Genomic DNA, 21,437 nt, shown 5'->3' on the forward strand with positions numbered 1-21,437 from the left:
GGTATTCCCCCCGAACGGTTCGGGCAGCGGCCGAACACGGGGAAAGACTTAGAGCAGGAAATCGTGCGGGGGCAAGCGGCGCTGCGGGGCTGGCGCCGGGCGCATCAGGGCAATTCGGGAAGCACCTGGTCCGGCGGGCGATGGCCGTCGACCCAGAAGCGGATGTTGGCGATGATCCGCTCACCCGCAGCGCCGCGCCCCTCGAACGTGGCGCTGCCGAGGTGGGGGAGCGCCACAAGGCGGGGAAGGGCCAGCAGCCGGGGATCGATATCGGGCTCATTGGCGAAGACGTCCAGCCCCGCCCCGCCGATGCGGCCTTCGGAAAGCGCGGCGATCAGCGCCTCTTCATCCACCAGTCGGCCGCGGCCGGTATTGATGAGGCAGGCCGTGGATTTCATGCGGGCAAGGCGTTCGGCGTCGATCAGCGGCACGCCATCGGGCAGGGCCGGGCAATGGAGCGTCAGGATATCGCTTTCGGCGACAAGTCGGTCCAGATCGGCTTCAAAACGGGCGCCGAACATGGTTTCCAGCGCGGAAGGCAGCCGCCGGCGGTTGTGATACGTCACTTCCAGCCCGAAAGCGCGCGCGCGATGGGCAACGGCTTGGCCGATCCGCCCCATGCCGACGATACCGAGTCGCTTGCCCGAAAGCCCGTGGCCCAGCATCGCCGAAGGGCCCCATCCACTCCATTGCCCCGCATGGAGCAATGCCTGATTTTCGCCGAAACGACGCATCGTGAAGAGAATCAGCGCCAGTGTGAGGTCGGCGGTGTCGTCCGTGAAGACGCCGGGGGTATTGGTGACGACGATCCCGCGCGCGCGTGCCGCTTCCACGTCGATATGTTCGGTGCCCGCCCCAAAATTGGCGATCATTCCGAAGCCTTCTCCGGCTTGGGCGATCAGATCCGAATCGATGCGATCGGTTACCGTGGGGACCAGGACGTCGCACTCTTGCATCGCCTTGGCCAGCGCATCGCGCGACATCGGCGTATCGGTGCGGTTCAGCGTCACGTCGAACAATTCTGCCATCCGGGCCTCGACCGCAGGAAGCAGGCGCCGCGTGACGACGACGCGAGGGCGTCCACCGGGGCGATGGGCCAATTCGGTCTCGGTAACCAGGGTCATGTCGGAAACGGGCTAGGCCTTCCACAGGCGGCGGGTCAAGCGGCCTTGAAGCAAGGCGATGCGGCAATGTATGAACCTGCCATGTCTCGAGGAAAAACCTTCCCGCTGCGTGCGGCCGCCTATGCCGCGATTGCCGCCGGCCTGGCCTTTGTCGTGGCGAGCCCTGCCGCGGCCGCCGATGATGGCAAGGTGCCCTATTGGGCCTCGATCGATGCCGATATCGCCAATCTTCGCGTTGGGCCGGGAGAATCCTACCGGATCGACTGGGTGTATCGCCGGCAGCATTTGCCGGTGAAAGTGATCCGGCGCGAAGGTCCGTGGCGCTTGGTCGAGGATCCCGACGGCGCGCAAGGCTGGATGCGCGATCTGCTGCTGTCCCGCTCGCGCTCGGCCATCGTCCGTTCTAAAGGCGTGATCGAGATGCATGCCGAGCCGAAAGCATCGTCCGCCATGCTCTGGCGCGTCGAGCCCGGCGTGGTGGGAATGCTCGGCGAATGCAAGGAAGGCTGGTGCCCCTTCGACGTTGCCGGGCACAAGGGGTTCGTCGAACAGGATCAGCTATGGGGCGCCGGCTCGCTCTGAGACTTCCGGACCAAGCGTTCGACGTAAAAGAAAAACCCCCGCCGTCGCCGGCGGGGGTTTCTTCTTGAGAGCCGTGTGAGCCTGATCAGGCGAGTTCGATTGCCACCGCCGTGGCTTCGCCGCCGCCGATGCAGAGCGAGGCGACACCCTTCTTCAGGCCCTTTTCCTTCAGGGCGTTGATGAGGGTGACGATGATGCGCGTGCCCGAAGCACCGATCGGGTGGCCGAGGGCGGTCGCGCCGCCGTGGACGTTCACCTTGTCATGCGGGATGCCAAGATCGTGCATCGCGAACATGGCCACGCAGGCGAAAGCTTCGTTCACTTCGAACAGATCCACGTCCGAAAGCTGCCAGCCCACCTTGTCCATCAGCTTGGTGATCGCGCCGACCGGCGCTGTGGTGAACTTCGCCGGTTCCTGTGCATGGGCGGCAACCCCCACCACGGTGGCGACCGGGGCAAGGCCCTTGGCATCCGCCACGCTCTTGCGGGTCATCACCACGGCAGCGGCACCGTCCGAGATCGAGCTGGAGGTGGCGGCGGTGATCGTGCCGTCCTTGGCGAAGGCGGCCTTCAGCGTGCGGATCTTGTCCGGATTGCCCTTCGGCGGCTGCTCGTCGGTGTCGATCACCAGATCGCCCTTGCGGGTCTTCACGGTGACGGGGACGACTTCTTCCTTGAACGATCCGTTGGCGATCGCTTCTTGCGCGCGGCGCAGCGACTCGATCGAGTAGTCATCCTGGTTTTCGCGGGTCAGCTGGTATTCGTCGGCCGTCACTTGCGCGAAGGAACCCATCGAGCCCCCTTCGTAGGCGTCTTCAAGGCCGTCGAGGAACATGTGATCGTACAGGGTGTCATGCCCGGCGCGCGCGCCCGAGCGGTGCTTCTTCGACAGGTACGGCGCATTGGTCATCGATTCCATGCCGCCGGCGATGATCACGTCCAGCGAGCCGGAAGCGAGAGCCTCGGCGCCCATGATCACCGTTTGCATGCCCGATCCGCAGACCTTGTTGACCGTGGTGGCCTGCACCGACTTCGGCAGGCCGGCCTTGATCGCCGCCTGACGGGCCGGGGCCTGGCCGAGACCGGCCGGCAATACGCATCCCATATAGATGCGTTCGATATCGTCACCGGCAACACCGGCACGCTCGAGAGCGGCCTTTACCGCAGTTGCGCCGAGGTCGGTGGCCGAAACTTCCGCGAGCGAGCCCTGCAGGCCGCCCATCGGGGTACGCGCATAAGAAAGAATGACAATCGGGTCCGAAACCGAGATCTGGGCCATTATTATGCCTTTCACGCTGGAAAACAGGTATCCTTGGCAGGTGAACTAGTGTTGCGCTGCATCAATTGCAATTGGCGACTCTGGCGATAACGGACGGGAAGATGCTCCATCCCCGTGGCGTTGGGCAGTTCCCGACAGCGTCGTTTTTCGCAACCTGGCTGCGAAATCTTGCATCTGTGAGGCGAAAGGGCGTTTGCGTGTAGTATGCGGCCTATCCCGCAGGGTTCTGCGGGTTTCCGGATGATGTCGGATGGTAGCGTTGCATGTCTGGATGCTGCCTTATTGCGAACGTGTTGCAACGCGGCGAAATCGGGCCGAATATTCCCATCGGACACCTTGCGATAGGGGGAGGGCTGGCCTAAGGACGCCCGCAACGACCGGGCGTTGCCTTATGGCATGAGTCCGGCTGCCGTAATCCGGTATGAGGCCAGAACCATTGACTGATCTGTCACAATACCTGCCGATTCTGATCTTCCTCGTGATCGCGCTTGCGCTCTCGTCGGTGATCGTGCTCCTGCCGCTGGCCGTTTCGCGCCTGACCGGCACGCACAATCCGAGTGCCGACAAGAACAGCGAGTACGAGTGCGGGTTTCCCGCGTTTGAAGACCCGCGCAGCCAGTTCGATGTGCGCTTCTATCTCGTGGCGATCCTTTTCATCGTCTTCGACCTTGAAGCCGCGTTCCTGTTCCCCTGGGCCGTTTCGCTCAAGCTGACCGGTTGGGCCGGTTGGCTGACGATGATGGTGTTCCTCGGTGAACTGGCCATCGGCCTCGCCTATGCATGGAAGAAGGGAGCTCTGGACTGGGAATGAGCACGCTCGTTAACTCCGCCGGCCAGCCTCTGGCGCCGGCTGCAAGCCAGGGCGGCGCGATCACGCCGCCCGATCAGTCCTTTTTCAAGGACCTCAACCAGGAAGTGTCCGACAAGGGCTTCCTCGTCACCTCGACCGAGGAACTGTTCCAGTGGGCCCGCACCGGTTCGCTGTGGTGGATGACGTTCGGCCTCGCCTGCTGCGCGGTCGAGATGATCCACGTGAACATGCCGCGTTACGACATGGAGCGCTTCGGCGCCGCGCCGCGCGCGTCCCCGCGGCAGTCGGACGTGATGATCGTGGCCGGTACGCTCTGCAACAAGATGGCCCCGGCGCTCCGCAAGGTCTACGATCAGATGTCGGACCCGAAGTACGTCATCTCGATGGGCTCGTGCGCCAACGGCGGCGGCTACTATCACTACAGCTACAGCGTCGTGCGCGGTTGCGACCGGATCGTTCCGGTCGACATCTACGTGCCGGGCTGCCCGCCGACTGCCGAAGCGCTGCTCTATGGCGTGATGCAGTTGCAGCGTAAGATCCGCCGCGTCGGCGCGCTTGCCAGGTAAGGACGACGATGACCGTTCTGCATTCCGCCCCGAAGTTCGCTTCGAATGAAGGTGTGATCGAGACGCTCTCGGCCGCGCTGGGCACCATGGTCGAGGCGAGCAAGGAAGAGCATGGCGAAGTCGTGCTCACCGTCGCGCGTGACCAGATCGAAAACGCCCTTCGGCTGCTGCGTGACCATCACGAATACCAGCAGTTGATGGAAATGGCCGGCGTCGATTATCCATCGCGGCCTGAGCGTTTCGAAGTCGTCTACATGCTGCTCTCGGTGACGAAGAACCATCGCCTGATGGTGAAGGTGAACGCCGCCGAAAGCACCCCGGTGCCGACCGTGACCACGCTGTGGCCCAACGCGGGCTGGCTGGAGCGCGAAGTGTTCGACATGTACGGCGTGATCTTCGCCGGCAACCCGGACCTGCGCCGCATCCTCACCGACTATGGCTTCGAAGGGCACCCGTTCCGCAAGGACTTCCCGCTCACCGGCCATGTCGAACTGCGTTACTCGGAAGAGGAACAGCGCGTGGTCTACGAGCCGGTCAAGCTTGCGCAGGATCTGCGCCAGTTCGACTTCATGAGTCCGTGGGAAGGCGCCGAATACGTGCTTCCGGGCGATGAAAAGGCCGAAGGAGACAAAGCGTGAGCATGTTGCTTGAGCAGTCGCCGACCACCGGCGACGAAGTCATCACCAACTACACGATCAACTTCGGCCCGCAGCACCCGGCGGCCCACGGCGTTCTGCGCATGGTCATGGAACTCGATGGCGAGATCATCGAGCGCATCGACCCGCACGTCGGCCTGCTTCACCGCGGCACCGAAAAGCTGATCGAGCACAAGACGTATCTTCAGGCGCTGCCGTATTTCGATCGTCTGGACTACTGCTCGCCGCTGGGCATGGAGCATTCCTACGTCCTCGCGGTCGAGAAGCTGCTCAACCTCGAAGTGCCGATCCGCGCGCAGTATCTGCGCGTGCTGTTCGCCGAGCTGACCCGCATCTGCAACCACATGCTCAACATCGGCTCGCACGTCATGGACGTGGGCGCGATGACCCCGAACCTGTGGCTGTTCGAAATCCGCGAGGACTGCCTCAACTTCTTCGAACGCGCATCGGGCGCACGCATGCACTCGGCCTGGTTCCGCCCCGGCGGCGTCCATCAGGACGTGCCGCTGAAGCTGCTGACCGACATCGCCGACTGGCTCGATACGCGCCTGCCGGAGCTGTTCGAGGACGCGATGAGCCTCGTAGTCGACAACCGCATCTTCAAGCAGCGCAATGTCGATATCGCGCTGGTGAGCAAGGAAGACGCGCTGGCATGGGGCTTCTCGGGCCCGATGATCCGCGGCGCGGGCATCCCCTGGGATATCCGCAAGTCGCAGCCTTACGACGTCTATGACCGCATGGACTTCGAGATCCCCGTCGGCACCAACTCTGACTGCTACGACCGTTTCATGGTCCGCGTCGAGGAAGTGCGCCAGTCGGCCAAGATCATGAAGCAGTGCCTGGCGCAGATGCCCGAAGGCCCGGTTGCTTCTTCCGACCGCAAGGTGGTTCCGCCCAAGCGCGGTGAGATGAAGCAGTCGATGGAATCGCTGATCCATCACTTCAAGCTCTACACCGAAGGCTTCCACGTGCCGGCCGGTGAAGTCTATGTCGCCACGGAAAGCCCGAAGGGCGAATTTGGCGTCTATCTGGTGTCGGACGGCTCGAACAAGCCGTATCGCTGCAAGATCCGCCCGACCGCCTTCTCGCACCTCCAGGCGATGGACTTCATGTCGAAGGGGCACATGCTCCCCGACGCGACCGCCATTCTGGGCGCCATCGACGTGGTGTTCGGGGAGTGCGACCGTTGAGCAAGCTTGCTGTCGCCGAAGCCATGATCGCCGCCTACAACGCGCAGGACGCCGATCTGTACGTGACCTTTATGACCGACGAAGCCAGCGAAGCGAACTATCGCGGCGCTGTGGTTCGTGAGGGCAAGGAAGGCACGCGCTCAGGCCTCAAGGCGGCTTTCGCCAAGTGGCCCGAGAACAAGGCCGTGATCGTCTCGCGCGAAGAGACCGACAATTATGTCGTCTTCCGTGAGCACGTGACGCGTGGCCCGGCGACGGACGGTTCCGATCTCGTCGAGCCGTTCGACGTTCTCGCCGTCTACAGCTTCGAGGGCGACAAGTGCTCACGCGTCGAGTTCATCCGGTGAGGGAGATCATCCGGTGAAGTTCAACACTCTCGAACTGACCCGCATCTGGGCCGCTGTCACCGGTGTGGCGCTCGCGGTCTGGTATTTTGCCGCCGTCTACCTCGCATTCCAGCCTTCGGCCGTGCTGCCGATGATGGTGACTGCGATTGGCGGCTTCGAATTGTTTCTTTTCGGCCAGGACCAGTGGCTGAAGCGCAGAGGTAAGCATGGCTGACCGCTATATCGAACCCGATACGCCCGAACTGCGGGCGCGTTGGGGCAATTTTGCCTGGACTCCGGAAAACGCCGAAAAGGCGAAGGAAGTCGTCGCGCGGTATCCGGAAGGGCGCCAGCGCTCGGCCGTGATGCCGCTGCTCGATCTCGCCCAGCGCCAGGTTGGCGCCGAGCTGAACACGCAGGGCTGGCTGCCGATTCCGGTGATGGAATACATCGCCGCTTATCTCGACATGCCGATCATCCGCGTGGTTGAGGTCGCGACCTTCTACACGATGTACAACATCGCGCCGATCGGCCGTTTCCACGTGCAGGTCTGCGGCACTACGCCGTGCATGCTGCGCGGATCGGACGATCTGCTGGCGACCTGCAAGTCGCGCGGCATGAAGAAGGGCCACATCTCGGAAGACGGCCTCTGGTCGTTCACCGAGGTCGAGTGCATGGGCAACTGCGCCTCGGCCCCGATGGTCCAGATCAACGACGACAACTACGAAGACCTCACCTCCGAGCGCCTCAATGCGGTGCTGGACGCGCTGGCTCGTGGTGAAACGCCCAAGGCCGGCACCCAGGATCCTGCCCGTCACACCGTCGAACCGGTGGGCGAGCCGACCAACCTGGCGGCCATGATCACCGAAAACCATGACTATCGGAGTGAGTGGTAATGGCTCTCCTCGATAAAGACCGCATCTTCACCAACCTCTACGGCTATCAACCGTGGAACCTGAAGGAAGCGCAGGCGCGCGGCGCCTGGGACAACACCAAGGCGCTGATCGAGCGCGGCCGTGACGCCATCATCGACGAGATGAAGGCTTCGGGTCTGCGCGGCCGCGGCGGTGCGGGCTTCCCGACCGGCATGAAGTGGTCCTTCATGCCCAAGCAGCCGCCGCTCGACCAGCACGGCAATCCCAAGCCCAGCTTCCTCGTGATCAATGCGGACGAATCCGAACCCGGTTCGTGCAAGGATCGCGAGATCATGCGCCATGACCCGCATCTCCTGTTCGAAGGCGCGCTGGTCGCGGGCTTCGCAATGGGTGCGCGCGCGGCCTACATCTACATTCGCGGCGAATACATCCGCGAGGCAGAGACGCTGTTTGCGGCGCGTGAAGAGGCTTACGCAGCCGGCCTGCTGGGCAAGAACGCCTGCGGTTCGGGTTACGACTTCGACGTCTTCGTCCACCGCGGCGCCGGCGCTTACATCTGCGGCGAAGAAACCGCGATGATCGAAAGCCTCGAAGGCAAGAAGGGCCAGCCCCGCCTGAAGCCGCCGTTCCCGGCCGGCGCAGGCCTCTACGGCTGTCCGACCACGGTGAACAACGTCGAATCGATCGCCGTTGCGCCGACGATTCTGCGTCGCGGCGCCGCGTGGTTCTCCAGCTTCGGCCGTGAGAACAACAAGGGCACCAAGCTCTTCCAGATCAGCGGGCACGTGAACCGTCCCTGCGTGGTCGAGGAAGAGATGTCGATCCCGTTCAGCGAACTGATCGAGCGTCACTGCGGCGGTATTCGCGGCGGTAAGGACAACCTGCTGGCGGTAATCCCCGGCGGTTCGTCGGTTCCGCTGGTTCCGGCTGCGGAGATCTGGGATGCGCCGATGGACTTCGACGGCCTGCGCGCCGTCGGTTCGGGCCTCGGTACCGCTGCCGTCATCGTCATGGACAAGTCCACCGACATCGTCCGCGCCATCAGCCGCATCTCGTACTTCTACAAGCACGAGTCCTGCGGCCAATGCACCCCCTGCCGCGAAGGCACGGGCTGGATGTGGCGCGTGATGGAGCGCCTGCGCACAGGCGACGCGGAAGTCGAGGAAATCGACATGCTGCAGCAGGTGACCAAGCAGGTCGAAGGCCACACCATCTGCGCTCTGGGCGACGCTGCGGCGTGGCCGATCCAGGGCCTGATCCGTCATTTCCGTCCGGAGCTTGAGCGCCGGATCGCCGAAAACGTCCGCGAGGCTGCCGAGTAATGCCCAAGGTCAAAGTCGACGGCGTCGAGATCGACGTCCCCACCGGCGCAACCGTGCTGCAGGCCTGTGAGCTTGCCGGCAAGGAAATCCCGCGCTTCTGCTACCACGAACGCCTGAGCATCGCCGGCAACTGCCGCATGTGCCTGGTCGAAGTGAAGCCCGGACCGCCGAAGCCCCAGGCTTCGTGCGCGCTTCCGGCCGCCGAAGGCCAGGAAATCCGCACGGATTCCGAAATGGTCAAGAAGGCGCGGGAAGGGGTGATGGAGTTCCTCCTCATCAACCACCCGCTCGACTGCCCGATCTGCGATCAGGGCGGCGAGTGCGACCTTCAGGACCAGTCCGTCGCTTACGGTCGCGGCGCTTCGCGCTATGACGAGAACAAGCGCGCGGTCACTGAAAAGTACATGGGCCCGCTCATCAAGACCACGATGACGCGCTGCATCCACTGCACCCGCTGCGTGCGCTTCTCGGAAGAGATCGCCGGCGTGGACGAGATCGGCGCGCTCTATCGCGGCGAGAGCATGCAGATCACGACCTATCTCGAACATGCTGCCAAGCACGAGATGTCGGCCAACGTGATCGACCTGTGCCCGGTCGGCGCGCTCACCTCGCGTCCCTACGCTTTCGAGGCCCGTCCCTGGGAACTCAAGAAGACGCTGGGCATCGACGTGTCTGACGCCACCGGCGCCAACATCCGTATCGATGCACGTGGCCGCGAAGTGCTGCGCGTGCTTCCTCGTAACAACGATGACGTGAACGAGGAATGGATCAGCGACAAGGCGCGCTACATGGTCGACGGGCTTACCAAGCGCCGTCTCGACAAGCCGTTCCTGCGCCGTGACGGCAAGCTCGTCGCGGTCAGCTGGAACGAGGCGTTCGCTGCCATCGCCACGCTGAACCCGGGCAACTCGATCGCCGCCGTCGCTGGCGACATGGTCGATTGCGAAACGATGTTCGCCGCCAAGAAGCTGGTCGGCGCGCTCGGTTCGAAGCTCATCGAAGGTCGCCAGACCGGGATGGACTACGCGGCCGACAACCTGGCTGCCGTCAACTTCAACACCACGTTCTCGGGTATCGAGACGGCTGACGCGATCCTGATCGCGGGCAGCCAGGTGCGCTGGGAAGCACCGCTGCTAAACGTTCGCCTGCGCAAGGCGGTGAAGCGCGGCGCCAAGGTGTTCCTCGTCGGTCCCGAATGGGAAACCACCTTCGGCGGCGAATTCCTGGGCGAAGACCTCTCGGTTCTCGGCAATCTTCCGCAGAACGTCGCCGATGCGCTGTCGAACGCCAAGCGTCCGGCGGTCATCCTCGGCGGTGCGGCGCTCGGCCGTGGCGGTCTGGAAGCGGGCCTCGCGCTCGCCGCCCAGTTCAACCTCGTTCGCGATCTTGAAGACGGCACCCAGTGGAACGGCTTCAACGTCCTCCACATGGCGGCGGCCCGCATGGGCGGCCTGATGCTCGGCTACGCGCAGAAGGGCGGCATCGCCGACCTCGTCGCCGCCAAGCCCAAGGTTCTGCTCGCGCTCGGTGCCGACGAAGTGGACTTCACCCAGTTCGCCGGTTCGATGATCGTCTACATCGGTCACCACGGCGACAAGGGCGCTCACGCTGCGGACGTGATCCTGCCGGCTTCGGCCTACACCGAAAAGGCCGGCACTTACGTCAACACCGAAGGCCGCGTGCAGTGGGCCGACAAGGCCGTGTTCGCACCGGGCGATGCCCGTGAGGACTGGACGATCCTGCGTGCGCTCGCCGATGCCTTCGGCGTGACCGTCGGATTCGACACCTTCGATCAACTGCGAAACGCAATGATCGAGGAAGTTCCTGCACTTGGCAGCGAAGGTCTTGCCGACTACGGGAGCGTTCTGCCCCTCGGCGGCGGTTCCGTTGCCGGTCAGATCGCTTATCCGATCAAGGACTTCTACATGACCAACCCGATCGCCCGTGCGAGCGCCGTCATGCAGCGTTGTTCGGCTGAACTGCTGCACGGTGAAGAGCTGGCGGAGGCTGCGGAATGACCGCTTTCTTCCAAACTCTCGGGATGAGCTACGAGTGGGCATGGTTCGTGTCCACCGTCTGCGGCGTCCTGCTCATCGCGCTGCCGCTGATGTTGGCCGTGGCGATGATCATCTATGTCGACCGCAAGATCTGGGCCGCCATGGCGCTTCGTCGTGGTCCCAACGTGGTCGGCCCGTTCGGTCTGCTCCAGTCCTTTGCGGACGGTCTGAAGGTCTTCCTTCAGGAAACGATCATTCCTTCGGCGGCGAACAAGGGCCTGTTCCTGATCGCCCCGGTGGTGACCTTCACGCTGGCGCTGCTGTCCTGGGCGGTGATCCCGTTCAATTCGGGCGCTTTCGTTTCCAACATCAACATCGGCCTGCTCTACATCCTCGCGATCAGCTCGCTGGGTGTTTACGGCACGATCATGGCGGGCTGGGCTTCGAACTCGAAGTACCCGTTCTTCTCCGCGATGCGCGCTTCGGCGCAGATGATCTCGTATGAAGTCTCGATCGGCTTCATTCTGATTACCGTCGTCCTCTGGGCGGGCACGTTCAACATGAACGACATCGTCTGGGCGCAGAAGGGTCACTTCTGGATTTTCAATGCTTTCGCTGTAAATCCGCTGCTGTTCCCGATGTGGGTGATGTTCCTGATTTCCAGCCTTGCGGAAACGCAGCGCGCCCCCTTCGACCTTGCCGAAGCGGAATCGGAACTCGTCGCCGGTTATCAGACCGAATACTCGTCGATGGCCTTCGCTGCCTACTGGCTGGGCGAATATGCCAACGTGCTCCTGATGTGCGCGCTCAACGCGACGCTGTTCTGGGGTGGCTGGCTGCCGCCGCTCGACATCCCCGTTCTGTACCTCGTGCCGGGCTTCATCTGGTTCCTGCTCAAGGTCTTCTTCTTCTTCTTCGTGTTCAGCTGGATCAAGGCCACCGTTCCCCGGTACCGCTATGACCAGTTGATGCGCCTGGGCTGGAAGGTCTTCCTGCCCGTATCGCTGCTGTTCGTTGTTCTCGTCAGCGGCTACCTCATGGCTACCGGACACTTCCAATGACCGTCGGACAACTCATAAAGAGCTTCACGCTCTGGGAGTTCGTGAAGGCGCACTGGCTGACCTTGAAGTATTTCTTCAAGCCCAAGGCGACGATCAACTACCCCTTCGAGAAGAACCCGCTTTCGCCGCGCTTCCGTGGTGAGCACGCCCTGCGCCGTTATCCCAACGGCGAGGAACGCTGCATCGCCTGCAAGCTGTGCGAAGCGATCTGCCCGGCGCAGGCGATCACGATCGAAGCCGCACCGCGTGAAGACGGTTCGCGCCGTACCACGCGCTACGACATCGACATGACGAAGTGCATCTACTGCGGCTTCTGCCAGGAAGCCTGCCCGGTGGACGCCATCGTCGAGGGGCCGAACTTCGAATACGCGACCGAAACGCGCGAAGAACTGCTCTATGACAAGGCCAAGCTACTGGCGAACGGGGACAAGTGGGAGCGTGCGATCGCCGCGAACCTTGAAGCCGATGCGCCGTATCGATAGGGGCCCGCGGACATGATCCAGACCATCGCCTTCTATCTCTTCGCTGCGCTGACCATCGCGTCGGCCGCTGCGACGATCCTCTCGCGCAACCCGGTTCATTCGGTGCTGTTCCTGATCCTGGCGTTCTTCAACGCCGCCGGGCTCATGGTACTTACCGGTGCCGAATTCATCGCCATGCTGCTCATCATCGTCTACGTCGGTGCGGTCGCGGTGCTGTTCCTGTTCGTCGTCATGATGCTCGACATCGATTTTGCCGAGCTGCGGGCCGGGTTCGTCAAGAACTTCCCGCTCGGCATTCTCGTCGCGGTCGTCCTGCTTGCCGAATTGGTGCTTGGCATCGGCGCTTACAAGTCGGGCAGCCTCATTCTCGGCACGCCTGACGGCACCAACGCCGCTCCGGCCGGCACTACGAACATCGAAGCAATCGGCGCGCTGATGTACAGCCGTTACTTGTTCCTGTTCGAAGCCGCGGGCCTGATCCTGCTCGTCGCGATGATCGGCGCCATCGTGCTGACCCATCGCCAGCGTGGCGACACGCGCGGCCAGAAGATCAGCAAGCAGATCGCCCGTCGTCCCGACGAAGCGACCGTGAACGTCAAGCCGGAAGTCGGCAAGGGGGTCCAGCTGTGATCGGCATCGAACATTACGTGGTCGTGAGCTCGATCCTTTTCGTGCTCGGCGTCCTCGGCATCTTCCTCAACCGCAAGAACGTCATCGTTCTGCTCATGGCGATCGAACTGATCCTGCTTGCGGTCAACCTTAACCTCGTCGCGTTCAGCGCGGCCCTGCACGACCTCACGGGTCAGATCTTCGCGATGTTCGTGCTTACGGTCGCCGCCGGCGAGGCTGCAGTGGGGCTTGCAATCCTCGTGATCTACTTCCGTGGCCGCGGCACCATCGCCGTCGACGACGTCAACCGGATGAAGGGATAAGGCCTTGCAGTCGATCCTGATCATCGTCTTCCTGCCATTATTGGCAGCGATCATCGCCGGGCTGGGTAACAAACAGCTCGGCAACGTCACCGCGAAGTCTCTCACGACGGGCACACTCTTCGTGTCGTGCGCCCTGTCGTGGCCGATCTTCCTTCAGTTCCTCGGCGGTCACGCCGAAGCCAGCGTCGTTCCGGTCCTCAAGTGGGTCCAGTCCGGTGCCATGACCTTCGACTGGGCGCTGCGTGTCGATACGCTGACCGCCGTCATGCTGGTGGTCATCACGTCGGTTTCCGCGCTCGTGCACCTCTATTCGTGGGGCTACATGAGCGAGGAGCCGGATCAGCCGCGCTTCTTCGCGTACCTGTCGCTGTTCACCTTCGCCATGCTCATGCTGGTGACCGCGGACAACCTGGTGCAGATGTTCTTCGGTTGGGAAGGCGTGGGCCTTGCCTCGTACCTTCTGATCGGTTTCTGGTTCCGCAAGCCTTCGGCCGGCGCTGCCGCGATCAAGGCCTTCGTGGTCAACCGCGTGGGTGACCTTGGCTTCATGCTCGGTATCTTCGGCACCTACCTGGTGTTCGGCACCGTCTCGATCCCCGAGATCCTGCATGCCGCGCCCGGCATGGCCGGTTCGACCATCGGCTTCCTCGGTGCCCGTTTCGACACCATGACGGTGCTCTGCATCCTGCTGTTCATCGGCGCGATGGGTAAGTCGGCGCAGCTTGGCCTGCACACCTGGCTTCCGGATGCGATGGAAGGCCCGACCCCGGTGTCGGCGCTGATCCACGCAGCCACCATGGTCACCGCCGGCGTCTTCATGGTCTGCCGTCTCTCGCCGATGTTCGAAACCAGCGAGACCGCGATGCATATCGTCGCTTTCGTTGGCGCCTGCACCTGCTTCTTCGCTGCCACCGTGGGTTGCACCCAGTGGGACATCAAGCGCGTGATCGCGTACTCGACCTGCTCGCAGCTCGGTTACATGTTCTTTGCTGCCGGCGTCGGCGCTTATGGCGCGGCCATGTTCCACCTGTTCACACACGCTTTCTTCAAGGCGCTGCTGTTCCTCGGTGCCGGCTCGGTCATCCACTCGATGCACCACGAGCAGGACATGCGCTTCTACGGCGGTCTGCGTAAGCACATCCCGGTCACCTTCTGGGCGATGACGGCGGGTACGCTGGCCATCACCGGCGTCGGTATCGCAGGTTTTGCAGGCTTCGCAGGCTTCCACTCGAAGGATGCGATCCTCGAAGCGGCCTTCGGTTCGGGCACGCAGGTTGGCGGTTTCGCCTTCTGGATGGGTATCGCTGCCGCGCTCATGACGAGCTTCTATTCGTGGCGCCTGGTCTTCCTGACCTTCTTCGGCAAGCCGCGCTGGATCCAGTCGGAGCACATTCAGCACGCCGTTCATGACGCGCACGGCCACGGTCACGACGATCATGCTCATGACGCACATGCCCATGACGATCATGCTGAGGACGAAGATTCGCACGCCAGCGAAGAACTCGGCTCGCGCGGTCCGGACTACTCGCAGCACGGCGACGGTACGGGTGGTTATCACCCGCACGAAAGCCCGCTGGTGATGCTGCTGCCGTTGATCATCCTTTCGATCGGCGCCGTTGCCGCCGGCTACATCTTCCAGCACGCCTTCGTATCCGAAGGAGAGGGCGAGTTCTGGAAGGGCGCTCTGGTCTTCCACGAACACCTGATCCACGCGATGCATGGCGTTCCGACCTGGGTGAAGTGGGCACCGTTCACGGTGATGGCGCTGGGCCTGCTGACCGCATGGTACGGCTACATGAAGAACCTCTCGTTCCCCAAGGCAGTCGCCGAACAGCTCGGGCCGGTTTACACTTTCGTGTTCCGCAAGTGGATGTTCGACGAGCTCTACAACACCATTTTCGTCCGTCCCGCTTTCTGGTTCGGCAATGTGTTCTGGAAGGTCCTGGATATCGGCGTGATCGACAAGTTCGGTCCCGACGGTGCGGCCTGGGTCGTCGCCAGGGGTTCGACTTACGCGCAGAAGGTCCAGTCGGGCTATCTGTACAGCTACGCACTTGTCATGCTGATCGGCGTCGTTGCCGCCATCAGCTGGGTGATCGCGGGATAAGATGATGAGTGGTTTTCCGATCCTCAGTCTGATGTTGCTGGTGCCGCTCGCGGCGGCACTGGCTTGTCTCTACCTTGATGCCAAATCGGCCCGAGTGGTGGCGCTTCTCGCCACCCTCGTGGACCTTGCTCTTGGCATTGTCCTCTGGATGAACTTCGACATCGGCGGTGCGCAGTGGCAGTTCCAGGAACGGCATGAGCTGTTCTCGGGCTTCTCCTACGCCCTCGGCATCGACGGCATCGCCTTGCTTCTGATCATGCTTTCCGTGTTCCTCATGCCGATCTGCATCGGCGCGAGCTGGAACTCGATCGAGAAGCGCGTCGGCGAATACATGGCCGCCTTCCTGCTCGTCGAAACGCTGATGATCGGCGTGTTCGTGGCTCAGGATATCTTCCTGTTCTACATGTTCTTCGAAGCGGGCCTGATCCCGATGTATCTGATCATCGGTATCTGGGGCGGCGCGGATCGTATCTACGCCTCGTACAAGTTCTTCCTCTATACCCTGCTCGGCTCGGTGCTGATGCTCGTGGCGATGCTGTGGATGGTCCACACCGCCGGCACGACCTCGGTCCCCGCGCTGATGAACTACGACTTCGACCCGAAGGTCCAGACCTGGCTCTGGCTCGCCTTCTTCGCCAGCTTCGCGGTGAAGATGCCGATGTGGCCGGTCCACACCTGGCTTCCGGCGGCGCACGTTCAGGCACCGACCGCGGGCTCGGTGATCCTGGCCGGCGTGCTGCTGAAGATGGGTGGCTACGGCTTCATCCGCTTCTCGCTGCCGATGTTCCCCGAAGCTTCGGCCTATTTCGCGCCGCTGGTGTGGGGCCTGTCGATGGCCGCTGTCGTCATCACCTCGCTCATCGCGCTGGTGCAGGACGACATGAAGAAACTGATCGCCTATTCGTCGGTCGCCCACATGGCGATCGTCACCATCGGTCTCTTTGCCTTCAATCCGCAGGGCCTCGAAGGCTCGATGCTGGTCATGCTCAGCCACGGTCTCGTTTCGGGCGCGCTGTTCCTCTGCGTCGGCATCATCTACGATCGCCTGCACACCCGTGAGATCGCCCGTTACGGCGGCCTTGCCATCAACATGCCGCGTTACGCGCTGTTCTTCCTGCTCTTCACGATGGCCTCGATCGGCCTTCCGGGCACCAGCGGTTTCGTCGGCGAATTCCTGAGCCTTGGCGGTATCTACCAGGCATCGAGCTGGACGGCGCTGATCTGCACCACCGGCATCATCCTGGGCGCTGCCTACATGCTCTACCTCTATCGCCGGGTTGCCTTTGGCGACCAGAAGAATGCCGATGCCGCCGCCATGGCCGACCTCGATCTGCGCGAAATCCTGATGGTGGTTCCGCTCGGCCTCGCGGTGCTGTGGATGGGCGTCTACCCTGAGAGCTTCATTGCTCCGATGCGCGCAGACATTGCCGCGCTCGACGCCCGGCTCGCTCGCGCAAAGCCGGAAGGAGACGCCAAGTTGGCCATGGGCAAGGAAAAGCCTGCGCATGAAGAAGCAGCCGCGCATGAGGGGGCACACTGATGGACTGGTCACAGTCGCTGCGCCTGATCGCGCCGGAAGAAACGCTTAGCATCGCAAGCCTCGTCTTGCTCCTCGTCGCCGCCTGGGGTGGCGACAAGGCAGCCAAGCTGATCTCCGTTCTCGCCGTGGCGGCGCTTGTCGCCGCCGGCTTCCTGGTTGCCCCCGCGCTTTGCGGCGGCGCCATGGGGGCCGAAACTTACGCCTTCTTCGGCCAGTTCAAGGCCGACGCCTTCGCGTCCTACGCCAAGGTGCTGATCTACATTTCGGCCGCTGTCGCCCTGGTGGTTGCGCCGAAGTTCTTCGATCGTTTCAACGCGATGCGCGCCGAATATCCGGTGCTCATCCTGCTGGCGACGATCGGCATGAGCATGATGGTTTCGGCAACGAACCTCATCACGCTCTACATCGGCCTCGAAATGAACTCGCTTGCCGCCTATGTGCTGGCAGCATTCCTGCGTACCGACGGCCGTTCGGCGGAAGCGGGCCTCAAGTACTTCGTGCTGGGCGCGCTGGCTTCGGGCATCCTGCTTTACGGCATGAGCCTGACGTATGGTTTCGCCGGCACCACCTCGTTCGACGGCATCAGCGCATCGATGGCGCAGGGCCTCTCGAACGGCGCGCTGTTCGGTCTGGTCTTCGTCTTTGCCGGTCTTGCCTTCAAGATCAGCGCCGTGCCGTTCCACATGTGGACGCCCGACGTTTACGAAGGCGCGCCGACTCCGGTGACCACGCTGTTCGCCACCGCCCCGAAGGTCGCGGCGCTCGCGCTCACCATGCGCGTCGCCATGGAGGCTTTCGGCAACCAGGCTCATGCCTGGCAGCAGATCATCGTCTTCGCCGCGCTCGCCTCGATCGTCGTCGGTGCCCTCGGCGCCATCCGTCAGTCGAACATCAAGCGACTGATGGCCTATTCGTCGATCAACAACGTCGGCTTCATGCTGGTTGGCCTTGCGGTTGCCACGCCTGAAGGCATCTCGGCCATGCTGTTCTACCTCGCGATCTACGTCGCGATGTCGATCGGCGGTTTCGCGATGATCCTTATGCTGACCGACGAAAACGGCAATCAGGTTGAGGATCTGGGCAAGATGGCCGGTCTCTCGCGCACCCGTCCGGGGCTGGCGCTGGGCCTTGCCATGATCATGTTCAGCCTTGCCGGTATTCCGCCGATGTTCGGCTTCTGGGGCAAGTTCCTGGTCTTCAAGGCAGCCGTCGACGGTGGCATGATCGCGCTTGCCGCGCTGGGCTTCGCAGCCTCGGTGATCGGCGCGTTCTACTACCTCAAGGTCGTCAAGATCATGTACTTCGACGAACCGGCCGACGTCGTGAAGGGTGAGAGCGACATCTGGCACAAGCTGATCCTGTTCGGTTCGTGCGTGGTGATCTCGCCGCTCGGCTTCTTCCTTACCAAGTGGCTGGGCCATCTGGCCGATACGGCCGCTGCGGCCCTCTTCGCCGGCCTTTGATAGAGGTCGTCGAAGAAACCGCTTCGACCAATGCCGATCTCGTCCGGCGCCTCGGCGCCGGCGAGGGCATTGGCGAAGGCTACTGGCTGCGCGCGGTGCGACAGAGCGCCGGGCGCGGTCGCCGGGGCAAGGCATGGTCCTCGCCCGCCGGCAATCTATACGGCAGCACCGTGGTCGCGCTTCACGCTGGCGACCCGCCGGTCCACACGCTGGCCTTCGTCGCGGCGATTGCGGTTCGCGACCTGATCGTTTCGCTGCTGCCTGCCGAAACCACGATCCAGCTCAAATGGCCGAACGATGTTCTCGTCGAAGGGGCCAAGATCAGCGGCATCCTGCTTGAGCGCCGCGGCGATGATGTGATCGTCGGGATCGGCGTCAATGTCGTCTCCGCGCCGGAACTGTCGGATCGCGCGGCCACCTCCATCCATGCTGCAAAAGGGCGCGATATCGACGCTCAGGGCGTGCTGGAACTGCTCGCAAGCGCGTTTTCTGAGCGTCTTGTCCAATGGCGCCGCGATGGACTTTCCGCCACTTTGGCAACGTGGCAACAAGGCGCCTATCCCCAGGGAACGGCGCTGAAAGTGATGCTGGATGGGGAGGGGGAAGTGACCGGCACCTTTGCGGGGCTTGACCCGGACGGTGCTCTGCGCTTGCGTCTTGCGGACGCGAGCCTACGTGTCATCCATGCGGGCGACGTCTCGCTGGTCTGAAGGAAATTCCATGCTGCTCGCGATCGATGCCGGCAATACCAATGTCGTTTTCGCGCTTTTCGAAGGACGCACGTTACGCGGGCGCTGGCGCATCGCCACCGATCCGCGTCGTACCGGTGACGAATACGCGGTCTGGCTGATGCAATTGCTGTCGATCCGCGGGGTGGACCCCAAGGCGGTGGAAACGGTCATCATCTCCACCGTGGTGCCCCGCGCGCTGCACAATCTCGAAATCCTCTGCCGCCACTATTTCGAAGTCGAACCGCTTATCGCGGGTCGGGGGACGGCTGAATACGGGATTGATATCGATGTCGATCAACCCAGTTCGCTGGGAGCGGATCGTGCGGTCAACGCCATTGCCGCGCACGAACGGCATGGCGGCGACCTGATCGTGGTCGATTTCGGGACCGCGACGACGTTCGACGTGGTGGACTATCACGGCGCCTACAAAGGCGGTATCATCGCGCCGGGCATCAATCTCTCGCTTGATGCACTGGTGGGGAACACCGCAAAGCTGCCGCGCATCGCCATTGCGGTACCCGAAACCAAGTCGGTGATCGGCCGGAACACAGAAGACCAGATGCTGATTGGCGTCTTCTGGGGCTATGTGGCGATGATGGAAGGCCTGATCGCCCGCATGCGTGCAGAGATCGGCCGTCCCGCCAAAGTGATCGCCACCGGCGGCCTTGCTGTGTTGTTCGACAAGGCGACCGATATTTTTGATGCCGTAGACGCCGACCTGACGTTGGAAGGCCTTGTGATTCTAGCCGAAAGGGCTGCCAAGAAGTGATTCCGGGTAACGAACTGCTGTTTTGCGCGCTGGGTGGGTCCGGCGAGATTGGCATGAACGTCAATCTCTATGGCTGCCAGGGCAAGTGGCTGATGGTCGATCTTGGCATGACCTTCGGCATGAATGAGTACCCGGGGGTCGATCTGGTATTTGCCGACCTTGAATTCATCGAGGGTGAGCGGGAGAACCTGCTCGGCATCGTGCTGACCCATGCGCATGAAGATCATATCGGCGCTGTTCCCTATTTCGCCGAGGAACTCGGCGTACCCATTTATGCCACGCCCTTCACCGCGCGCCTCGTCGCTGCGAAGCTGGAGGAAGCGGGCATTCTGGAAGACGTGGAACTGATCGTCGTCGACGATCTCGAACGGTTTGAGCTTGGGCCTTTCGGAATGCGCTACGTTCCGCTCGCGCATTCCATCGCCGAAGGCAACGCGCTGCTGATCGATACGCCTTATGGCAAGATTTTCCACACCGGCGACTGGAAGTTGGACGATGAGCCGCAGGTCGGTACCCCGGCCACCTCGCAAGAACTGACTGCGATCGGAGACGAGGGCGTGCTCGCGCTCGTCTGCGATTCGACCAATGTGTTCAATCCGCAGGCCTCAGGTTCGGAAGGCGAAGTCTATCGCGGGCTGCTGGAGGAAGTGAAGAAGCACCGCGGCAAGCGCGTGCTGGTCACGACGTTCGCCTCCAACGTGGCACGTCTGCAGACGCTGGGCGACGTGGCGCGCAAGACCAACCGCAAGCTTTGCGTTGCCGGACGTTCGCTGGACCGCATCATCGAGACGGCGCAGGCCAGCGGCTATCTTGGAAAGCTGCCGGACCTGGTGGACATCGATACCGCGATGGACCTGCCGCGCGGAGAAGTTCTGATCGTCGCGACGGGCGGGCAGGGGGAGCCGCGCGCAGCACTTTCCCGGATTTCGGAGGGCAACCATCCAATCAAGCTCGAATCCGGTGACGTGGTGCTGTTTTCCAGCCGCCAGATCCCCGGCAACGAAATCCCCATCGGCCGCATCCAGAACCGCCTTTCGGACGCGGGCATCGTGATCGTTACGGACCGCCAGAGCCTGATCCATGTTTCCGGCCATCCCGGACGGCCCGAGCTGGAAGCGCTCTATGGTTGGATACGGCCCGAAATTCTGGTGCCGGTGCATGGCGAAGTTCGCCATATGCGCGAGCAGGCCCGGCTCGGGCTGGAGTGCGGCATTCCCAAGGCGATCTTCCAGAAGAACGGCGATCTCGTCCGTCTGGCGCCCAGTCACCCGGGCAAGTTCGGCGAAGTGCGTGCGGGGCGCCTGATCCTCGACGGCGATATCATTGCGCCCGCGGATGGCGATGCCATGGTCATGCGCCGCCGGATTTCGTTCAACGGCGTGGTATCGGTAGCAGCCGACCGCAAGGGTCACGTGCAAGTCGCTGCCATCGGCCTCCCGCTGGATGAGGACTACGCCAAGTTTGTCGAGGAAGCACAGCGCGACGTGGCCGATGCGCTCGGGCGGGCGAAGAAGTCCGGCCGTGAGGTTCGCGTCGAGGCAGCCCGGTTGGCCGCGCGGCGCGCGGCAACGCGGTGGTCCGGCAAGAAGCCGCAAGTGCAGGTACTGCTGCTGGAGGATTGAGC

General features: G+C 62.8%; 21 protein-coding genes and 1 pseudogene. 20 read left to right on the forward strand and 2 right to left on the reverse strand.

Annotated features, from left to right (window positions below; translation table 11 throughout):
* Positions 1–104: 104 nt before the first annotated feature.
* Positions 105–1,124, reverse strand: coding sequence for a 2-hydroxyacid dehydrogenase (locus tag ACZ1JC_RS00115; protein WP_465139929.1), 1,020 nt, complete (start codon positions 1,122–1,124; stop codon positions 105–107).
* Between ACZ1JC_RS00115 and ACZ1JC_RS00120 the strand changes: the two genes are divergently transcribed.
* Complete coding sequence (locus ACZ1JC_RS00120; protein WP_465148485.1) at positions 1,092–1,706, forward strand: SH3 domain-containing protein; 615 nt, start codon at positions 1,092–1,094, stop codon at positions 1,704–1,706. The two genes, ACZ1JC_RS00115 and ACZ1JC_RS00120, sit on opposite strands and share 33 nt — an antisense overlap.
* Positions 1,707–1,791: 85 nt before the next feature.
* Here the strand turns inward: ACZ1JC_RS00120 and ACZ1JC_RS00125 are convergent, their stop codons facing one another.
* On the reverse strand, positions 1,792–2,985 hold the full coding sequence (locus ACZ1JC_RS00125; protein WP_465139927.1) for an acetyl-CoA C-acyltransferase: 1,194 nt from the start codon (positions 2,983–2,985) through the stop codon (positions 1,792–1,794).
* Positions 2,986–3,421: 436 nt separating this feature from the next.
* Between ACZ1JC_RS00125 and ACZ1JC_RS00130 the strand changes: the two genes are divergently transcribed.
* The 19 genes and pseudogenes from ACZ1JC_RS00130 to ACZ1JC_RS00220 all read left to right on the forward strand — a co-directional run bounded on the left by ACZ1JC_RS00130 (position 3,422) and on the right by ACZ1JC_RS00220 (position 21,435).
* Positions 3,422–3,796, forward strand: a complete 375-nt coding sequence (locus ACZ1JC_RS00130) for an NADH-quinone oxidoreductase subunit A (RefSeq protein ID WP_142634012.1) — start codon at positions 3,422–3,424, stop codon at positions 3,794–3,796.
* The gene (locus ACZ1JC_RS00135; protein WP_395332955.1) at positions 3,793–4,362 is read left to right on the forward strand and encodes a NuoB/complex I 20 kDa subunit family protein; all 570 of its coding nucleotides are present in this window, start codon (positions 3,793–3,795) and stop codon (positions 4,360–4,362) included. Before ACZ1JC_RS00130 ends, ACZ1JC_RS00135 begins: the two co-directional genes overlap by 4 nt.
* Positions 4,363–4,370: 8 nt before the next feature.
* Positions 4,371–4,982, forward strand: a pseudogene (locus ACZ1JC_RS00140) (NADH-quinone oxidoreductase subunit C); the annotation flags it as partial.
* A gap of 20 nt (positions 4,983–5,002) precedes the next feature.
* The gene (locus ACZ1JC_RS00145) at positions 5,003–6,208 is read left to right on the forward strand and encodes an NADH-quinone oxidoreductase subunit D (RefSeq protein WP_395334057.1); all 1,206 of its coding nucleotides are present in this window, start codon (positions 5,003–5,005) and stop codon (positions 6,206–6,208) included.
* Positions 6,205–6,555: a nuclear transport factor 2 family protein gene (locus tag ACZ1JC_RS00150; protein ID WP_465139926.1), complete on the forward strand. Its 351-nt coding sequence runs from the start codon at positions 6,205–6,207 to the stop codon at positions 6,553–6,555. Before ACZ1JC_RS00145 ends, ACZ1JC_RS00150 begins: the two co-directional genes overlap by 4 nt.
* Positions 6,556–6,568: 13 nt before the next feature.
* Positions 6,569–6,769, forward strand: coding sequence for a hypothetical protein (locus tag ACZ1JC_RS00155; protein WP_465139925.1), 201 nt, complete (start codon positions 6,569–6,571; stop codon positions 6,767–6,769).
* Positions 6,762–7,430, forward strand: a complete 669-nt coding sequence (locus ACZ1JC_RS00160; RefSeq protein ID WP_465139924.1) for a complex I 24 kDa subunit family protein — start codon at positions 6,762–6,764, stop codon at positions 7,428–7,430. The genes ACZ1JC_RS00155 and ACZ1JC_RS00160 overlap by 8 nt, the downstream gene beginning before the upstream one ends.
* Positions 7,430–8,731, forward strand: a complete 1,302-nt coding sequence (gene nuoF / locus ACZ1JC_RS00165) for an NADH-quinone oxidoreductase subunit NuoF (protein ID WP_465139923.1) — start codon at positions 7,430–7,432, stop codon at positions 8,729–8,731. The genes ACZ1JC_RS00160 and nuoF overlap by 1 nt, the downstream gene beginning before the upstream one ends.
* Positions 8,731–10,749 carry an NADH-quinone oxidoreductase subunit NuoG gene (gene nuoG / locus ACZ1JC_RS00170; RefSeq protein ID WP_465139922.1) on the forward strand — a complete coding sequence of 673 codons (2,019 nt, stop codon included), beginning with the start codon at positions 8,731–8,733 and terminating at the stop codon, positions 10,747–10,749. The genes nuoF and nuoG overlap by 1 nt, the downstream gene beginning before the upstream one ends.
* A complete protein-coding gene (gene nuoH / locus ACZ1JC_RS00175; protein WP_465139921.1) occupies positions 10,746–11,789 on the forward strand; it encodes an NADH-quinone oxidoreductase subunit NuoH in 1,044 nt (347 codons plus the stop codon). Before nuoG ends, nuoH begins: the two co-directional genes overlap by 4 nt.
* The gene (nuoI, locus tag ACZ1JC_RS00180; protein WP_142633994.1) at positions 11,786–12,271 is read left to right on the forward strand and encodes an NADH-quinone oxidoreductase subunit NuoI; all 486 of its coding nucleotides are present in this window, start codon (positions 11,786–11,788) and stop codon (positions 12,269–12,271) included. Before nuoH ends, nuoI begins: the two co-directional genes overlap by 4 nt.
* A gap of 12 nt (positions 12,272–12,283) precedes the next feature.
* Positions 12,284–12,901 (forward strand): NADH-quinone oxidoreductase subunit J, encoded by a 618-nt coding sequence (locus tag ACZ1JC_RS00185; RefSeq protein ID WP_465139920.1) that lies wholly within the window; start codon positions 12,284–12,286, stop codon positions 12,899–12,901.
* Entirely contained in the window at positions 12,898–13,203 is a 306-nt protein-coding gene (nuoK, locus tag ACZ1JC_RS00190; protein WP_465139919.1) for an NADH-quinone oxidoreductase subunit NuoK, read from the forward strand. The genes ACZ1JC_RS00185 and nuoK overlap by 4 nt, the downstream gene beginning before the upstream one ends.
* 4 nt (positions 13,204–13,207) lie before the next feature.
* Complete coding sequence (gene nuoL / locus ACZ1JC_RS00195; RefSeq protein ID WP_465139918.1) at positions 13,208–15,310, forward strand: NADH-quinone oxidoreductase subunit L; 2,103 nt, start codon at positions 13,208–13,210, stop codon at positions 15,308–15,310.
* Between the two features lie 4 nt (positions 15,311–15,314).
* The gene (locus tag ACZ1JC_RS00200; RefSeq protein WP_465140258.1) at positions 15,315–16,850 is read left to right on the forward strand and encodes an NADH-quinone oxidoreductase subunit M; all 1,536 of its coding nucleotides are present in this window, start codon (positions 15,315–15,317) and stop codon (positions 16,848–16,850) included.
* The gene (gene nuoN, locus ACZ1JC_RS00205) at positions 16,850–18,313 is read left to right on the forward strand and encodes an NADH-quinone oxidoreductase subunit NuoN (RefSeq protein WP_465139917.1); all 1,464 of its coding nucleotides are present in this window, start codon (positions 16,850–16,852) and stop codon (positions 18,311–18,313) included. The genes ACZ1JC_RS00200 and nuoN overlap by 1 nt, the downstream gene beginning before the upstream one ends.
* The gene (locus ACZ1JC_RS00210; protein ID WP_465139916.1) at positions 18,310–19,023 is read left to right on the forward strand and encodes a biotin--[acetyl-CoA-carboxylase] ligase; all 714 of its coding nucleotides are present in this window, start codon (positions 18,310–18,312) and stop codon (positions 19,021–19,023) included. Before nuoN ends, ACZ1JC_RS00210 begins: the two co-directional genes overlap by 4 nt.
* Positions 19,024–19,033: 10 nt before the next feature.
* The gene (locus tag ACZ1JC_RS00215; protein WP_465139915.1) at positions 19,034–19,813 is read left to right on the forward strand and encodes a type III pantothenate kinase; all 780 of its coding nucleotides are present in this window, start codon (positions 19,034–19,036) and stop codon (positions 19,811–19,813) included.
* Positions 19,810–21,435 (forward strand): ribonuclease J, encoded by a 1,626-nt coding sequence (locus ACZ1JC_RS00220; protein ID WP_465139914.1) that lies wholly within the window; start codon positions 19,810–19,812, stop codon positions 21,433–21,435. Before ACZ1JC_RS00215 ends, ACZ1JC_RS00220 begins: the two co-directional genes overlap by 4 nt.
* Positions 21,436–21,437 lie beyond the last annotated feature (2 nt).

The sequence above is a fragment of the Sphingomonas sp. BL-S-28 genome (assembly GCF_055521515.1).

What these genes read in the sequence shown, in the direction of transcription:
- ACZ1JC_RS00120 (WP_465148485.1), top strand. Translation starts at nt 1,092, where the DNA reads ATGGGCCAATTCGGTCTCGGTAACCAGGGTCATGTCGGAAACGGGCTA.
- ACZ1JC_RS00115 (WP_465139929.1), bottom strand. Translation starts at nt 1,124, where the DNA reads ATGACCCTGGTTACCGAGACCGAATTGGCCCATCGCCCCGGTGGACGC.
- ACZ1JC_RS00125 (WP_465139927.1), bottom strand. Translation starts at nt 2,985, where the DNA reads ATGGCCCAGATCTCGGTTTCGGACCCGATTGTCATTCTTTCTTATGCG.
- ACZ1JC_RS00135 (WP_395332955.1), top strand. Translation starts at nt 3,793, where the DNA reads ATGAGCACGCTCGTTAACTCCGCCGGCCAGCCTCTGGCGCCGGCTGCA.
- ACZ1JC_RS00145 (WP_395334057.1), top strand. Translation starts at nt 5,003, where the DNA reads ATGTTGCTTGAGCAGTCGCCGACCACCGGCGACGAAGTCATCACCAAC.
- ACZ1JC_RS00160 (WP_465139924.1), top strand. Translation starts at nt 6,762, where the DNA reads ATGGCTGACCGCTATATCGAACCCGATACGCCCGAACTGCGGGCGCGT.
- nuoF (WP_465139923.1), top strand. Translation starts at nt 7,430, where the DNA reads ATGGCTCTCCTCGATAAAGACCGCATCTTCACCAACCTCTACGGCTAT.
- nuoG (WP_465139922.1), top strand. Translation starts at nt 8,731, where the DNA reads ATGCCCAAGGTCAAAGTCGACGGCGTCGAGATCGACGTCCCCACCGGC.
- nuoH (WP_465139921.1), top strand. Translation starts at nt 10,746, where the DNA reads ATGACCGCTTTCTTCCAAACTCTCGGGATGAGCTACGAGTGGGCATGG.
- nuoI (WP_142633994.1), top strand. Translation starts at nt 11,786, where the DNA reads ATGACCGTCGGACAACTCATAAAGAGCTTCACGCTCTGGGAGTTCGTG.
- ACZ1JC_RS00185 (WP_465139920.1), top strand. Translation starts at nt 12,284, where the DNA reads ATGATCCAGACCATCGCCTTCTATCTCTTCGCTGCGCTGACCATCGCG.
- ACZ1JC_RS00200 (WP_465140258.1), top strand. Translation starts at nt 15,315, where the DNA reads ATGAGTGGTTTTCCGATCCTCAGTCTGATGTTGCTGGTGCCGCTCGCG.
- nuoN (WP_465139917.1), top strand. Translation starts at nt 16,850, where the DNA reads ATGGACTGGTCACAGTCGCTGCGCCTGATCGCGCCGGAAGAAACGCTT.
- ACZ1JC_RS00215 (WP_465139915.1), top strand. Translation starts at nt 19,034, where the DNA reads ATGCTGCTCGCGATCGATGCCGGCAATACCAATGTCGTTTTCGCGCTT.